Annotated in this window: 14 protein-coding genes; 10 read left to right on the forward strand and 4 right to left on the reverse strand. The window is 67.9% G+C overall.

The window, feature by feature from the left end; all coding sequences use genetic code 11:
- Positions 1 to 14: 14 nt before the first annotated feature.
- The 6 genes from MEBOL_RS00995 to MEBOL_RS01020 all read left to right on the forward strand — a co-directional run bounded on the left by MEBOL_RS00995 (position 15) and on the right by MEBOL_RS01020 (position 6,517).
- Complete coding sequence (locus MEBOL_RS00995; RefSeq protein ID WP_095975663.1) at positions 15 to 638, forward strand: 5-formyltetrahydrofolate cyclo-ligase; 624 nt, start codon at positions 15 to 17, stop codon at positions 636 to 638.
- Positions 635 to 1,426, forward strand: a complete 792-nt coding sequence (locus MEBOL_RS01000) for a TIGR00282 family metallophosphoesterase (protein ID WP_170115420.1) — start codon at positions 635 to 637, stop codon at positions 1,424 to 1,426. The genes MEBOL_RS00995 and MEBOL_RS01000 overlap by 4 nt, the downstream gene beginning before the upstream one ends.
- A 62-nt stretch (positions 1,427 to 1,488) precedes the next feature.
- Positions 1,489 to 2,751 carry a tyrosine--tRNA ligase gene (tyrS, locus tag MEBOL_RS01005; RefSeq protein WP_095975665.1) on the forward strand — a complete coding sequence of 421 codons (1,263 nt, stop codon included), beginning with the start codon at positions 1,489 to 1,491 and terminating at the stop codon, positions 2,749 to 2,751.
- An 86-nt stretch (positions 2,752 to 2,837) separates the two neighbouring features.
- A complete protein-coding gene (locus tag MEBOL_RS01010) occupies positions 2,838 to 4,781 on the forward strand; it encodes a cation:proton antiporter (protein ID WP_095975666.1) in 1,944 nt (647 codons plus the stop codon).
- Entirely contained in the window at positions 4,754 to 5,782 is a 1,029-nt protein-coding gene (locus tag MEBOL_RS01015) for an EndoU domain-containing protein (protein ID WP_095975667.1), read from the forward strand. Before MEBOL_RS01010 ends, MEBOL_RS01015 begins: the two co-directional genes overlap by 28 nt.
- A 42-nt stretch (positions 5,783 to 5,824) precedes the next feature.
- The gene (locus MEBOL_RS01020) at positions 5,825 to 6,517 is read left to right on the forward strand and encodes an SOS response-associated peptidase (RefSeq protein ID WP_095975668.1); all 693 of its coding nucleotides are present in this window, start codon (positions 5,825 to 5,827) and stop codon (positions 6,515 to 6,517) included.
- 3 nt (positions 6,518 to 6,520) lie between these two features.
- Here the strand turns inward: MEBOL_RS01020 and MEBOL_RS01025 are convergent, their stop codons facing one another.
- Both MEBOL_RS01025 and MEBOL_RS01030 read right to left on the reverse strand, forming a co-directional pair.
- Positions 6,521 to 7,243, reverse strand: a complete 723-nt coding sequence (locus MEBOL_RS01025) for a hypothetical protein (RefSeq protein ID WP_095975669.1) — start codon at positions 7,241 to 7,243, stop codon at positions 6,521 to 6,523.
- 11 nt (positions 7,244 to 7,254) lie between these two features.
- Positions 7,255 to 7,896: an SAM-dependent methyltransferase gene (locus tag MEBOL_RS01030; RefSeq protein ID WP_095975670.1), complete on the reverse strand. Its 642-nt coding sequence runs from the start codon at positions 7,894 to 7,896 to the stop codon at positions 7,255 to 7,257.
- Positions 7,897 to 7,972: 76 nt separating this feature from the next.
- On the opposite strand from MEBOL_RS01030, the gene MEBOL_RS01035 reads away from it, so the two are divergent.
- Positions 7,973 to 8,386: a hypothetical protein gene (locus MEBOL_RS01035; protein WP_157774691.1), complete on the forward strand. Its 414-nt coding sequence runs from the start codon at positions 7,973 to 7,975 to the stop codon at positions 8,384 to 8,386.
- Positions 8,387 to 8,389: 3 nt separating this feature from the next.
- The gene (locus tag MEBOL_RS01040; RefSeq protein ID WP_095975671.1) at positions 8,390 to 8,677 is read left to right on the forward strand and encodes a hypothetical protein; all 288 of its coding nucleotides are present in this window, start codon (positions 8,390 to 8,392) and stop codon (positions 8,675 to 8,677) included.
- Between the two features lie 3 nt (positions 8,678 to 8,680).
- Here the strand turns inward: MEBOL_RS01040 and xdhC are convergent, their stop codons facing one another.
- Entirely contained in the window at positions 8,681 to 9,439 is a 759-nt protein-coding gene (gene xdhC, locus MEBOL_RS01045) for a xanthine dehydrogenase accessory protein XdhC (RefSeq protein ID WP_095975672.1), read from the reverse strand.
- A gap of 87 nt (positions 9,440 to 9,526) precedes the next feature.
- Here xdhC and MEBOL_RS01050 point away from each other — a divergent pair, with 87 nt between their 5' ends.
- Positions 9,527 to 10,528 carry a DUF3616 domain-containing protein gene (locus MEBOL_RS01050; protein WP_095975673.1) on the forward strand — a complete coding sequence of 334 codons (1,002 nt, stop codon included), beginning with the start codon at positions 9,527 to 9,529 and terminating at the stop codon, positions 10,526 to 10,528.
- Between the two features lie 48 nt (positions 10,529 to 10,576).
- Here the strand turns inward: MEBOL_RS01050 and MEBOL_RS01055 are convergent, their stop codons facing one another.
- Positions 10,577 to 12,130, reverse strand: coding sequence for a hypothetical protein (locus MEBOL_RS01055; RefSeq protein ID WP_170115421.1), 1,554 nt, complete (start codon positions 12,128 to 12,130; stop codon positions 10,577 to 10,579).
- 122 nt (positions 12,131 to 12,252) lie between these two features.
- On the opposite strand from MEBOL_RS01055, the gene MEBOL_RS01060 reads away from it, so the two are divergent.
- The gene (locus MEBOL_RS01060) at positions 12,253 to 14,331 is read left to right on the forward strand and encodes a PQQ-binding-like beta-propeller repeat protein (protein ID WP_157824001.1); all 2,079 of its coding nucleotides are present in this window, start codon (positions 12,253 to 12,255) and stop codon (positions 14,329 to 14,331) included.
- Positions 14,332 to 14,374 lie beyond the last annotated feature (43 nt).

Below are 14,374 nucleotides of genomic sequence, written 5' to 3' on the forward strand. Positions count from 1 at the left end.
GGGGAGTGGGGACGGTGAGCGAGACGGTGGCACAAGAGGGAGTGGGTCGGAAGGTGTCGCTGCGCGAGGAACTGACGGCGCGGCGCAAGGCGATGACGCCGGAGATCATCGACGAGCGGGGGCTCAAGGTTCAGTCCCGCTTCCTGGCGACGCCTTACTACAACAAGGCACGTACCGTGGCGCTCTACGCCCCCATCCGAGGCGAGGTCCCCACGCGCGACATCCTCATCGCGGCCCTGCAGGACGAGAAGATCGTCTGCTACCCGCTCTCGCACGTGCACGGGCGCATCCTGGCCTTCCGGGCCATCAAGTCCGAGGCCGAGCTGGAGCCCGGGCGCCTGGGCGTCCGCGAGCCCACCAACTCCGCGGACCTCATCGCGGTGGATCAGATCGACCTCTTCGTGGTGCCGGGACTCGGCTTCTCGCCCGATGGCAAGCGGCTGGGGCGCGGGGGCGGCTACTACGACGCCACCCTGAAGGCGGCTTCGGCGCGCAGCCGGCGCGTGGGACTTGCCTTCAACGACCAGATCGTCGACACCATCCCCACGAACAGTGACGACGTGGACATGGACCTCGTCGTCACCGAGTCGCAGACGCTGCGCGGGCTCTACCGCGACTGGGATTTCCTCGACACGTGAAAGTACTCTTCATGGGAGATGTGGTGGGCAAGCCTGGACTCCAGGCCGTGCGCACCCTTCTCCCGAAGCTGATCGCCCGCCACTCGGTGGACCTCGTCATCGCCAACGCGGAGAACAGCGAGGGCGGTGCCGGGATCTCCCCCGAGTCGGCGGAAACATTGCTGAACTGTGAGGTCAACCTCCTCACGAGCGGCAACCACTTCTGGACCAAGAAGCAGATCCTCCCCTGGGTGGAGGAGAATCCTCACCTGCTCCTGCGCCCGGCCAACTACCCCAAGGGGGCGCCGGGACGGGGGCATACCGTCATCCAGACGCCGGATGGGCGCAAGCTCGGGGTGCTCAACCTCGAGGGGCGCGTCTTCATGAAGCCGCTGGACAACCCGTTCGCGGTGGCGCCGGAGCTGGTGGCGGAGCTGCGCAAGCAGACGCCCTGCATCCTCGTGGACATGCACTGCGAGGCCTCGAGCGAGAAGAACGCCATGGGCGCGCACCTGGACGGCAAGGTGTCCGCCGTGGTGGGCACCCACACGCACGTGCAGACGGCCGATGAGCGGATTCTGCCCGGCGGCACCGCCTTCATCACCGACGTGGGCATGTGCGGCCCGCTCGACTCCGTCATCGGCGTGCGCAAGGAGCTGTCCGTCGAGCGCTTCGTCACCCTGCGCCACACGCCCTACGAGGTCGCCAAGAACCTCGTGTACCTGCAGGGCGTCGTCATCGACATGGACGACAAGACGGGCAAGGCGCGCTCCATCGAGCGCATCCGCGAGCACCTGCCGGGCACCTGAGCCTCGCGCTCCGGACAACGCATGCCCCACGCGGCGGCTTTTCGGCTAGGGTCCGCGCCGCCATGTCCGATCAACCGCTGCGCAAGGCGACTCCCCAGGAGCAGTTCGACGAAGTGACCCGCGGCACCGTGGACCTCCACGTGGCCGAGGACCTCAAGAAGAAGCTGGAGCGCTCGTATTCCACGGGCAAGCCCCTCGTCATCAAGGCGGGCTTCGATCCCAGCCGGCCGGATCTCCACCTGGGCCACTCGCTGCTGCTCACGCGCATGCGGCGCTTCCAGGAGTTCGGCCACCAGGTGGTCTTCCTCATCGGGGACTTCACCGCGCTCATCGGCGACCCCTCGGGAAAGAACCTCACGCGCCCCGCGCTCACGCGCGACGAGGTGAATCTCAACGCCCAGACGTACCAGGAGCAGGTCTTCAAGGTGCTCGACCGCGAGCGCACCCAGGTGCGCTTCAACTCCGAGTGGCTCGACAAGCTCGGCACCGAGGGGATGATCCGCCTGGCGGCGCGCTACTCGGTGCAGCGCATGCTCGAGCGCGACGACTTCAAGACGCGCTTCCGCGAGAACCGCTCCATCTCCCTCCACGAGATGCTCTACCCGCTCTTGCAGGGCTACGACTCGGTGGCGCTCAAGGCGGACGTGGAGCTGGGCGCGACGGATCAGCTCTTCAACCTGCTCATGGGCCGCCAGCTCATGAAGGAAGAGGGCATGGAGCCCCAGGTCATCATGACGGGCCCCATCCTCGAGGGCCTGGACGCGAAGCTCGTCGACGGGAAGATCACCGGCGACAAGATGTCCAAGAGCCTGGACAACTACGTGGGCATCAACGAGCCGCCGGATCAGATCTACGGCAAGCTCATGAGCATCACGGATGACCTGATGTGGCGCTACTACGAGCTGTTGTCGTCGCGCACGCTGCCGGAGCTGGCCGCGCTCAAGGGTCAGGTGGAGCGGGGCGAGGTGCACCCCAAGGTGGCCAAGTCGGGCTTCGCCGAGGAGATGGCCGCGCGCTTCCACAACCCCGAGGCCGCCCGCCAGGCGATGCAGGCGTGGGAGCAGCGCTACTCCCAGAAGAAGGTCGTCGCCGAGGAGCAGCCGCTCGTGGAGGTGCCGCTCGCGGGGGCGCCGACGCTGCCCCTGGCCAAGGCGATCGCCGAGGCGAAGCTGGTGGCCTCGGGCACCGAGGGCCGCAAGCTGATGGCCCAGGGCGGTGTGCGCGTCAACGGCGAGAAGGTGATGGATCCCAAGCACGAGCTGCCCGCGGGCGAGTACCTGGTGCAGGTCGGCAAGCACAAGTCGGCGCGGCTCAAGCTGATTTAGGGTTTCCGACATCCGTCACGTGCCCGACCCTCGGGCCATGGAAGGGCTGCCGCCAGGGAAGTCGTGGCTAGGTTGGCCCTTCCGATATGGAACACGCCGCCTCTTCTCCCGCGCTCTCCGTTGCCCTGGCCCTGATGGCGGGGATGCTGGCCCAGGTCCTCGCCCGCCGTCTGAGCATCCCGGGCATCGTGGTGCTCCTGGCCTCGGGGGTGCTGCTGGGGCCCGAGCTCCTGGGCCTCGTCCAGCCCGCCTCGCTCGGAGGCGCCCTGCCCATGCTCGTCAGCTTCTCGGTGGCCGTCATCCTCTTCGAGGGCGCGCTGAGCCTGGACGTCCGCCGGCTGCGCAAGGAGGGCCGCGTCATCCGCTGGCTCGTGACGGTGGGCGCGCTGGTGACGGCCCTGTGTGGCGCGCTCGCGGCCCGGGGGGTGATGGGCTGGAGCTGGAGGAATTCCCTGCTCTTCGGCACGCTGGTGATGGTGACGGGGCCCACCGTCATCACCCCGCTCTTGCGCCGCATCCGGGTGGTGCGTCCGGTGGAGACGGTGCTCGAGGGGGAAGGCATCTTCGTGGACGCGGTGGGCGCCATCACCGCGGTGGTGGCCCTGGAGGTGGCGCTGCGCCCGCCCGAGGAGGCCCTGACCACCTTCTTCCAGGCCCTGGCCTTGCGCTGGGGCGTGGGCCTGGGGGTGGGGAGCCTCGCCGGATGGATCATCGCGAGCGGGCTCAAGTCCGAGCGGGCCATTCCCGAGGAGCTGCGCAATGTCTTCAGCCTCGCCATGGTGTTGGGGCTCGGGCAGGTGAGCGGCGCGCTCGCCCCGGAGAGCGGCGTGGTGGCCGTCATCGCCGCCGGGCTCGTGGTGGGCAACGCGGGCGTGCCCGTGCGGCGCGAACTGGTGACCTTCAAGGAGCAGCTCACGGTGATGCTCGTGGGCATGCTCTTCGTGCTGCTGGCCGCGGACGTGCGGCTGGGCGAGGTGACGGCGCTCGGGTGGAGGGGGCTCGCCACCGTGGGGCTGCTGATGGTCGTGGCGCGGCCGCTCGCGGTGTGGGCGTCGACGCAGGGCTCGAAGCTGTCCTGGCGCGAGCGGGGCTTCATCGCCTGGCTGGGGCCTCGGGGCATCGTGGCCGCGGCGGTGGCCTCGCTCTTCGCCACCCGGTTGGAATCCCATGGCCTGGAGGGAGGCCCCGCGCTCCGGGCGCTCGTGTTCCTCGTCATCGCGGTGACGGTGGTGGTGCAGGGCCTGAGCGGCGGTTGGGTGGCGGGGCTGCTGGGTGTGCGCCGGTCGGCACCTGGTGGGTATGTGCTCCTGGGGGCCAACGGGCTGGCACGCCTGGTGGCGCGGGCCTTGAAGGCGGCGGATCAGAACGTGACGCTGGTGGACACGGGGGCCGAGGCCTGCCGCCGCGCCCAGGAAGAGGGTTTCCAGGTGATCTTCGGGGATGGGTTGGACGAGCGCACGCTCCTGCGCGCCCAACTGGAAGGCCGCGCCGGCTTCGTGGGCCTCACCGTCAACGAGGGGGTGAACCTGCTCTTCACGAACAAGGTGCGCGAGCATGACCGCGCGGCCCTCCGCCTGGTGGCGATGCACAGCGGACACACGGCCATCCGCAAGGAGCACGCGAGCACGCACAACCGCATCCTCTTCGGCGATGAGCGCGGACTCGACCTGTGGGCCTCCTGGAGCGAACGGGGACAGGTGTCGCTCGAGCGGTGGCTGCTGGAGGCGCCGCAGGTGGACTCCTCGAACCCGGGAGAGAGCCGGGCGTTGGAGGAGACCCTGCTCCCGGTGCTCCTTGTGCGAGACGGCCAGGTGCGGCTCTACGACGACACGGTCCGGCCCATGGCGGGAGATCGGGTGGACTTCGCGCTCCACGCGGAGAGAGCGGACGAGGCGCGGGCGTGGCTCACGGCCCATGGCTGGCGGCCCGAATCCACCCTCGCCCAGACGCCGCCCGAGGAGCCCCCCCCGGGCGCATGGGAGAAGGATATCCTCCCGGCCTCATGCGGTTCCTCTCCGTCCTTGTCCTGAGCCTCCTGTGTCTCCTGCCCGCGCGAGCCCATGCCGCGGGGGCCTTCGTCACCAGCGTGGCGCTGGAAGCGGTGGAGCAGCCCGAGTCCAAGACCGTCGTCTTCACCGTGGAGCCCGACACGGCCTATCCCGTCCTCAAGAAGGGAGGCCCCGGGCGCGCCTGGTGCAAGGTGAAGAGCGCCACGGGCGAGGGCTGGGTGAAGTGCGATGGCACCGCGGACCTGCCGGACAAGCCGCGCCTGAGCGGAGAATTCCTCGCGTCGAGGGACCGAGCACCCGAGGCGGCCCCCTTGCCCACCCAGGCGCCCGAGGCCACGGGCTGTGAGCGCCAGTGCACCCGCCCTCCCCTCTTCCGGCAGGCGCCGCCCCTCACGCCGGTGGACCGCGAGGTGCTGGGCCTGTGTCCCGCCCGGCCCGATGCCGCCGTGAGCTCCGAGGACGTGCGGCGCTTCCTCTCCGCGCATTACGACGATGCCCGCATCCAGCGGGCCCTGTCCGTTGCGGGACGCCCGGGTGCTCGCCAGACGAACGTGGAGTGGCTCACCGGCCTGTGGGTGAGCAACGGGCCGCGCAACGCCTTCACCCATGTCTTCTGCGGCGACGACTGGACGACCCGGAACATCGGCGGTCTGCACTACCTGCCGCGCTATGCCCAGCTCGAGGCCGAGGGCAAGCTGTGCTTCGACGGCCCGGGCCGGGGCGCGCAGTCCCTGCGTGGCGCGCAGTACGTCATCCGCTTCCGGGGCGTGGCGCCCTGGTCCTGCGCCGAGAAGAAGCTCGGCGGCTTCCCCCAGAAGACGGACCCCGTGGCCCTGGTGGCCATCGGCACGCGCGCCTTCGCCCGCTGCTGCGCGCGCGGAGGGGCCCAGAAGGAGGGAGGCGTGTACTCGGCTCCGGACCTCGGGAATGGCGCGTGGCGCATCTGGTGCGGCACCCGCAACGGCACCTACGGCATCGCCTCCCTCTACCCCACCGAGGAGCGGCCGACCTGCGGCGAGTGACGGCTTCGTGCGCATCCCGGCGCCTGGGGGCATACTGCGGACATGTGTGGCCGCGTCACCATCCAGACCCCCGCCCTCGCCATCGCCCGCGAGCTCAACCTCGCCGGCGTCCGCTCCGCCATCGAGCGCCCCCGCTACAACCTCGCCCCCACCCAGCAGATGCCCGTCGTGCTCAATGACGGCACGCGCCTGCTGGACACGGCGCGCTGGGGCCTCGTCCCCTCGTGGGCGAAGGATCCCGCGCTCGGCAACAAGCTCATCAACGCCCGGGCCGAGACCGTGGCGGAGAAGCCCAGCTTCCGCTCCGCCTTCAAGCGCCGCCGCTGCCTGGTGCTCGTGGACGGCTGGTTCGAGTGGAAGCAGAGCACGAAGCCCAAGACGCCCTACTACTTCCACCGGAAGGACGGCCGGCCCATGGCCTTCGCCGGCCTGTGGGAGGAGTGGACGGCCCCGGACACGGGCGAGGTGCTGCGCACCTGCACCATCCTCACCACCGGCCCCAACGCCGTGATGGCGCCCATCCACGACCGGATGCCCGTCATCCTCCAGCCCGAGGCCCAGGACATCTGGCTGCGCCCGGAGCCGCAGGAAGCCACCACCCTGCAACCCCTGCTGGTGCCGGACGAGGCCTCTCCGCTGGAACTGTGGGAGGTGGCCCGGGTGGTGAACTCGCCCACCAACGACGTGGCGGCCTGCGTGGAGCGCGTGGCCAGCCAGGCGCCGCTGCTCGTCTGACGCTCAGGCCGAGGCCTGGCCCTGCAACACGCCGTTGGCCACCAGCAGCCCCACCACGTCCTGGTCCGCGAGCACCCAGTTGTCGTGCACCGGGCTCCAGCGCACGCTCGCGCCCGCGCGGCCCAGTTCCTGGTTGATGTGCTCCACGAGCAGCTCGAAGAGCCCCATGGGGTTCTCCCAATCCGGCTCGCCGCCCGAGATGACGTGCGAGCCCGGCTCCACGCGGAAGCGCGCCACGCCCGGCACCGGCAGGACGGAGAAGCCCGGCAGGTGCTCCGCCGTGGCCTTCTCCACCCGGTCGAGCAACCGCTCGTCCTCGAAGGGGTGGGCCCGCTCCCAGTCGAAGAAGAGCCGCAAATGGGGCTTGAGCGCGTCCAGCAGCGGACTGCCCGGCCCCTCGCGCCACTGATGATTCGCGATCGGCTCGGGAGCCAGGGACACGGGCAAGCCCCGGTCCGCCAGTCGCCGCAGCAATTCCTCCACCCGCTGGACCCACTCCCGAGGCGGCTCGGCCTGGGCGAGCCACTGGACCTGGGACACCGTCTGCCCCCGGCGCACTCCGGAGACCCGATCCCCCACCTGGAGCCGCAACGGGCTCAGCTCCCCGTCGGGCAGCTCGGGAAAGAGTCCACAGTGCGCGAGGCCCGAACCCCCTTCCGCGCGCAGCCGCGCGAAACCGTGGGCCTCGTTGATGTCCTCGACGACAAAGGTGTCCGTGGGCGGCATGGGGAGGATATCTAAGCCGGAGTCGGCGCCGGGGCCACGCGACGTCGCAGCCCGACGATGTAGACCTCCATGCTGGCGCCCCGGGTGGCCTCGGGCCGCACGAGCTTCACGTCCTCGAAGCCGGCGCGCACCTCGTCGCGGAACTCCTCGAACTCCCCGCCCATGAAGAGCTTGGCCACGAAGGCCGAGCCCGTCCGGCCTCGGGTGAGCGACACCTCGAGCGCCTTGCGCGCCAGCCGCAGACTGCGCGCCTCGTCCGTGGTGCGGATGCCGCTCGTCTTGGGCGCCATGTCGGAGATGACCGCGTCGAACGGCCCGTCGTACATCGCGAGCAGCTTCGCGTCGAAGTCGTCCGCGAGCACGTCCAGCACCGCCGTCTTCACGAAGGGCTGGTTGAAGGGGCGGATGGGGACGATGTCCACGCCAATCACCCGGCCGTTGGGCCCCACGGCATCGGCCAATATCTGGAGGAAGCCGCCGGGCGCCGCCCCGAGGTCCAGCACCGAGGCCCCCTTCTTCAAGAAGGGATGGCGCTTGAGGATCTCATCCACCTTGAAGGCGGACCGGGCCCGGAGCCCTTCTTGCTTGGCTTTCTTGAAATAGTGGTCTTTCGGACGGTAGGGCTTGCCCATGGCGGATGCGGTCCCTAGCATCCGTTACTGTCTTCGCAAAGCCGGAGCAGTGCCGGAGGAGCCCGACCCCCCCGGAAAATCACGAGCCGGAGTGGGTATGCGACTGCTCAGTGTGACAACGGCGGTAATCGTGTGCGTGGTGTGCGCGGGCAGTGCGCTGGGCGCCTGGCACCGGGCGGAGCAGCTGCGCTCGGAGGCCTCGTGGCTGCTGGAGCGCAGCCGGGCCCAGGCGAGCGAGTACACCCAGAGCTTCAATGACACCGTGGCCACCCAGCAATTGGAGACGTTCGCCAAGCGCCGGGCGGTGCTCGAGCAGGCCTACCTGTGGCAGCGCGTGCAGACGCTGGGCATCCTGTTCGCGGCGGCGGCGGCGGCGTGTGCCTGGGTGCTGAGCCTGCTGCGCCGGTTGAACGGCGCGCTGGACGAGGCGACCGAGGACCTGGACGCCTCGGCGATGCCCGAGCCCGTCCCCGTTCCCGTCCGGGCGGGCCTTCCTCGCTCGCGTGCCTGAGCCATGGCGGGCTGTGCGCATTGCGGAATCGCCCTCGACATCGTGGGCAACCAGGTGGGCCGGCGCGACACGTGCCCCGGCTGCGGGAAGGAACTGCGCTCCTGCCGCAACTGCCGCCACTTCGACGAGCGGGCCCCCAAGCAGTGCAAGGAGCCCTTCGCGGAAGTGCCCTCGGACAAGAACTCGGCCAACTTCTGCGACCTCTACCAGCTGGGTGAGGGAGGACGGAGCGACAAGCCCGCCCAGGACGCACTGCTGTCCGCCGCGGAAGCGCTCTTCAAGAAGCGCTGAGCATCACGCGCCCCGGCGCACCTGGATGAGCTCCGCCACGATGGACACGGCGATCTCCCGAGGCGTCAACGCGCCAATGGGCAGCCCCATGGGCGAGCGGATGCGCGCCAGGGCCGTCTCCTCGAACCCGGCCGCCTTGAGCCGCATGCGGAAGCGCTCCGCCTTGCGCCGGCTGCCGATGACGCCCAGGTAGGCGGCGGGCTTGGGCAGCAAGGCCTCCAGCACGGCCTGATCCAGCGGATGGTCATGCGTGGTGATGCAGAAGGAGTCGTGCGCATCGGGCGCCAGGGCGCGCGCATGGTCGGCGGGATCCTTCACCAGCACCTCGCACCCGGGGAAGCGCTCGCGCGAGGCCCACTCCGGACGCGCATCCACCACCGTGACGCGAAACCCCACGTGGTGAGCGAGGGCGGCCACTTCCTGGGCCACGTGCCCGGCACCAAAGAGGGTGAGCCGGGCGGGGGCCTCCTGCTTCTCCAGGAAGACCTTCATCCGGCCGCCGCAGCACATGCCAAGCTCGTGGGTGAGGTGGGTCTCGAGGGTGCGGGTCTGCTCGGAGGAGGCCAGCAGGGAGCGAGCGGCCTCGATAATTTGGAACTCGATGGCGCCCCCGCCCACGGTGCCCCGGAGGGAGCCGTCCTCGAGCACCACCATCTTCGAGCCGGGCTTCTGGGGGGTGCTGCCCGCGCTCTCGATGACCGTGGCGAGAACGAAGGGGCGGCCTTCGGCGACGAGGGTGGCGATCTCCGCGTACAGGTTCATCCAGGAGGGACTTTAACCACGGAGCCCGCCCGGGGTCTGTCCTCCGCGGGAAATATGGCGGAAACGCCCGTCCCTTAGAGGAGGACCATGCTCGCGATCACCCTGCTCCTGTCCACGGCCCTGGGCACCATGCCCACGGAACCTCCCGTGCCGCCCTCCCCCGCCCGCCAGGTCGTCACCTTCGAGGGCACCTGTGACGCCTCGGGCGCCGTGGAATTGAGCGACGGCCGCTTCCTCCTGGGGGATGACGAGAACAACGTCCTGCGCGTCTATGACGGCCACAAGGGGGGCGCCCCACTCCAGACCTTCGATGTCTCCGCCGCCCTGGGCCTGCCCCCGGGCAAGAAGCAGACGCCCGAGACGGACATCGAGGCGGCGACCTCCCTTCCACCCCTAGCCTTCTGGCTGACGTCCCACGGGCGGAAGAGTTCCGGGAAGGAGGACGCCAACCGGGTGCGCTTCTTCGCGACCCGGCAGTCCGAGGACGGCAAGAGCCTTCAAATCGAAGGGAAACCCTACACGCGACTGCTCGACGACCTGCTCGCCGCGCCGCAGCTCAAGGGGTACGGACTGGACGCAGCGGCCAGGTTGGCCCCCAAGCAGGACGGAGGCTTCAACCTGGAGGGCATGACGGTCATGGAGGACGGCAAGTCCTTCCTGATTGGCTTCCGCAACCCGCGTCCCGAAGGTAAGGCTCTCGCGGTGACGCTCCTGAACCCGGCGGAGATGGTGAAGGGCGAGCCCGCGAGACTCGGGCCCGCGGTGCTCCTGGACCTGGGCGGCCAGGGCATCCGCTCCATGAGTCGCTGGCGGGGCCGTTACCTCATCATCGGCGGCTCGCCGTCCGGCAACGACGGCTCCCGCCTGTTCGTCTGGAATGGGAAGGCCGAGAAGCCCACGCCCGTGGAAGGCGCGGACTTCACCGGCCTCAACCCCGAGGCCTTCGTGTCCTACGAAAGCGAGGACCGAATCCTCGTGCTCAGTGACGACGGCACCCAGGTGCTCGATGAGCTCGAGTGCAAGCGCTTGAAGGATCCAGCCCGGAAGCGCTTCCGGGGCGTCTGGGTCTCGCCAACCGACAAGCGCTAGAATCCGCCGTCACGAAGGAGTCGGCTCGAACGAAGCACGGCTTCGGCGTCAGGGTAACCGAACGCTCACGCCCACCTGTCCGGGCCCTACGTGCAGCAGGGTCTGTCCTGGCATGGCCTCTGGCTCATGCGGGGTTTTCTCCTGTTCCGGACTGTCGCAGTGCCACAGGCAGAGTCCACCTGCCCCGGCCAGGACGACCGCCGCGATGGAACTTCCCACGGCCAGATTGCGACGACTGATGTACTGGTCACGCAGGCTGATGATTTCCTCGCTACGAGAAAAATCCGGGGCTTCACCACCTTGATACGCTTGACCAAGCGCCTTGTAGGCCGTGTGGCTGTCGAAGGCGGACCAGCCCGCCAGCACACCAGCGGCGGCGCCTAGTCCCACGGAAACCCAGGAAGCGGTCCTCTTGAGCGTGCAACGACTCCCGGTCGGGACACAGTGTTCAACGGTCACCTGTCGCAGAGCGCGTGGCACTCCCTCCTTTGGATAGGCAACCACAAGGGTATACTTGTCTTCATTCATCGGCACCCAAGTGGTGCTGTATATACCATTCTGGGCCGACATTTGGGTCGGCGGCGTGGACAACTCCTCACCTCGCATTGCAAAGAAGGTTAGAGTATCTGGGCTCAAGGCCTCTGGGCATTTGACCTTTTGTTCTCCATTCTTGGCAACAAGCCTCGCATGAACGGACACCACTTGCCCCGTGAACAGCTTCGCATTCTGAGCCGGCTCCAGGATTTCTATCTCACAAAGGGGCTGAGGCTCGACAACATGGACTTTGATCTCGGCACTCAAATCTGGCCGCGAGTCCTTTCCAGGCCAGGACGCTCGAATCACGTACCAGCCCACTTCTCCTGGCGTCCAACTGGCACTGGACGTATCTCCATCTGATCCGACCTGCGGAAGGGATTCGGCTTGCTCCTGGTCGATCCGCCTCACCGAGAACCTCAACTCTTTCGAGTGGGGCAAAGACCTCCGCTTAGAGGAAACCTTGAGTTGAGCGGTCACGACGACTTCCTGGCCAACGGGAAGCTCGGCCCCCTCCGAGGGCTTTTGGATCAGCACACTGGAGTAGAGCGGTGGAAGCGCGGCGGAGGCGAATAATTGCTCAATTCCCTTGAACACCGCGATCCAGGTTTCACTCTTCTTACGGACCGCGCGTTGCTCTTCCTTCGGGATTTGTCCCTGGGTATCGACGATATACTCCGTGACGTACAACACCTCTTGCTTCTTTTCACGGCTCAACCGAAGCGTGACGAGCACGACTTGGGTTGCCTGGAGCTTTTGGGCGAGTCCATCGAGACAACCATTGAGCGCCTGTTCTTCTCGATTCGCGCAGCTCCCTCCTTCCTGTAGAAGGAAACTCTTCACCTCCGGCAGGGAGACCTTCTGCGCCTCCTGATACCGCCTCGCCACGAAGTCATCGCATGCATCCCTGAGCAGCTTCTTCGTGTTGTCGTCGAGCCGAATATTGCCCTTCGTGTCGAACTCGCACGGGTGGAGTGCGACTCGCTCCGTCTGACCCCAGGCCACGGGAGTGAACACGAGGGTGATGGCGAGCAAAAGAAGAGGTCTCATGCGGGAGAAGCAGTTCACGGGAAGCGACCTCGGTGGGCGGTGACCCGGGTCCAACGACCCGGACGGAAGGTTGGTGGCTGCATGTACCCGCAGTAACATGATATCTCCGCCCTCCATCGTCAAAAGATTTGGAGGTCATCATGAGTGTACGGGTGCAAAGGGCGCTGGGCGCCATGGTCTTGTTGGGCGTATTCGCGGACTGCAGCAGTCCAGGCACGTGCGAACAGGACTCGGACTGCGCTCATCCGGGCCAGTACTGCCACTCCGAACACAAGCAATGCTACGCGACTCGCTATTCAGCGCTGCGTGTCGTGACCCCGGAAGGGGCGCTGGCGCGGTCGGGAGGGGAAGTGGCGTTCGAGGTGCAACTGGAGCTGAACCCGGGAACGGACGCCCTCTATCCGCCGCGATTGGACTTCACGGCGACCCGCGCCGAGGGGGGCTCCCCCGTGGCACTCACCCAACGGGAGGCGTCCAACGGCAAGTACAGTGCGGTCTGGACCGTGCCCCCGGAGGAAGGCGAGTACATCCTGCGCGCGGTGGTTCCAGAGGAACAGAGAAGCAGGAGCGCGGAGGTGCGCGTGACCGTGGACCACACCGCCCCCACTCTCGAGCTTCAAGTGCCCGAGGCCCAACCGCCTGCCGCGCAGGAAGGTTTCTCCTTCGTGGACCCGAAGACGGACCAGGCCTGGCGGCGGGATCAGGTCGTGAACGTGCGCATCCAATCGGACGAGTCCGCCCCCCCGCGCGTGGTGGTGCGCGGCCACAACGGGGGCGAGGACGTGACGGACCTCTCCGTGACCCCCGTCACCCCGTGCAGCGGCGGTTGCTTCACGGTCGCCGTGCCCATGTGGCGTCCAGGCCTTCCTGACTTCCGGGGAAACTTCCAGCTCGAGGTGTCGACCAAAGATCCGGCGGGCAATGAGCGCACGGTGAGCGCGCGCCTCCCCGTCACGCGCTGGAAATGGGCCTTCGATGGAAAATCGGGCCCCATCATCGCCTCCCCAGCCCTCGGCGAGAAGGGCACCATCTACTTTGGCACCAACAGCGCCACGGGCAGGTTCTTCGCCCTCAATCCAGAGGGAACCAAGAAATGGGAGGCACAACTGGGTCCTGTGACCAGTAGCCCCGCGGTAGGCGAAGCCGGGAGCGCTGGCGAGCGCATCTACGTGGGGACGAGCGACAGTGGCTCGGGCGTGTTCTTCGCGCTGGATTCCAAGGGCCACACACTGGCCCGGTGCTTGGAGTCATCCAGCGTCACCCTCGGACCCATCAACACGGCCGTGGCCATCACCCACACGCTGTTCAATCAGGACACCGTCCCTGTCGAGACCGCTTACACCTTCGCCAACACCAACGAGGCGGCCACACTGGCGCTCCGGATTGATTCGTCTCAGGCGGAAGGCCGGTGCATGGGCTTGAGCAGTGGGCAGAACACCCGGCCCGGCGCGAGCATGGTCGTCAAGGGGATCTGGACCTATTACGGTTCTGTTGGTCGCGGGGACGTCGATGCCATTGGCGTCACCCCCACGGCGATGAGTGCCAAGCCCGCGTTCGCCTTGATCCTGCGCCGGACCCCCGTGGTGGGTCTGGCCTTCACCCAGGGGGGGGGACGCCTCGTGGGCGCATCCGAGCCCGGCAGCACCGCGACGTCGGGAGGACTGTTCCAGGCGGATCCTGAAAACGGAGGCTCCGAGAAGCTCAAGGATCCATTCGACGGCGTGGGCTCGGTCCGCCAACTGACCGTGGGTCCGGGCAACACCCTCTTTTTCGGTCGAGAGGTGTCCTCGGGCACCGCCCCCCTGACTGCACTCGACTTCGCCTCTCAAACGCATCGGAGTGTCATGGAGGCGGGCAGCTTCGCGGGGGCCGTTGTCCTGGGAAGCGCGGGTACGCTCTATGCCGCGTCCGCGAGTGGTGCCAGCGGCGAGCTGGGCGAAGTCTCCGCTTGGGCCACGGACTCCCTGCAACCGCGTTGGAAGCTCAGCGACAGCGTTGGTCGCGCACAGGGATCCCCTTCTCTGGATTGCTCGCGCACCCCGGAAGGGACCGCCACCAGAACGCCCCATGGCGTGCTGTACGTGCCGTCCGTGAATGGCCAGCTCTATGCCTTCGTCGTCGACAGCCCCGGATTGGACAAGACAGCGCCTTGGCCCAAGTACCAGCACGACGCCCGCAACACCGGCAACCCCGACATGCCCATCACCAATTGCCCGTGAAGGGTACCACCTTTCGGTAAGAGTACATCCGGAGTGCGACATA

Source organism: Melittangium boletus DSM 14713, from assembly GCF_002305855.1.
In the GTDB taxonomy this organism is placed as follows: Bacteria; Myxococcota; Myxococcia; order Myxococcales; family Myxococcaceae; genus Cystobacter; species Cystobacter boletus.

What these genes read in the sequence shown, in the direction of transcription:
- MEBOL_RS01040 (WP_095975671.1), top strand. Translation starts at nt 8,390, where the DNA reads ATGGCGGGCTGTGCGCATTGCGGAATCGCCCTCGACATCGTGGGCAAC.
- MEBOL_RS01035 (WP_157774691.1), top strand. Translation starts at nt 7,973, where the DNA reads ATGCGACTGCTCAGTGTGACAACGGCGGTAATCGTGTGCGTGGTGTGC.
- MEBOL_RS01015 (WP_095975667.1), top strand. Translation starts at nt 4,754, where the DNA reads ATGCGGTTCCTCTCCGTCCTTGTCCTGAGCCTCCTGTGTCTCCTGCCC.
- MEBOL_RS01060 (WP_157824001.1), top strand. Translation starts at nt 12,253, where the DNA reads ATGAGTGTACGGGTGCAAAGGGCGCTGGGCGCCATGGTCTTGTTGGGC.
- MEBOL_RS01010 (WP_095975666.1), top strand. Translation starts at nt 2,838, where the DNA reads ATGGAACACGCCGCCTCTTCTCCCGCGCTCTCCGTTGCCCTGGCCCTG.
- MEBOL_RS01030 (WP_095975670.1), bottom strand. Translation starts at nt 7,896, where the DNA reads ATGCTAGGGACCGCATCCGCCATGGGCAAGCCCTACCGTCCGAAAGAC.
- MEBOL_RS01025 (WP_095975669.1), bottom strand. Translation starts at nt 7,243, where the DNA reads ATGCCGCCCACGGACACCTTTGTCGTCGAGGACATCAACGAGGCCCAC.
- xdhC (WP_095975672.1), bottom strand. Translation starts at nt 9,439, where the DNA reads ATGAACCTGTACGCGGAGATCGCCACCCTCGTCGCCGAAGGCCGCCCC.
- MEBOL_RS01020 (WP_095975668.1), top strand. Translation starts at nt 5,825, where the DNA reads ATGTGTGGCCGCGTCACCATCCAGACCCCCGCCCTCGCCATCGCCCGC.
- tyrS (WP_095975665.1), top strand. Translation starts at nt 1,489, where the DNA reads ATGTCCGATCAACCGCTGCGCAAGGCGACTCCCCAGGAGCAGTTCGAC.
- MEBOL_RS01050 (WP_095975673.1), top strand. Translation starts at nt 9,527, where the DNA reads ATGCTCGCGATCACCCTGCTCCTGTCCACGGCCCTGGGCACCATGCCC.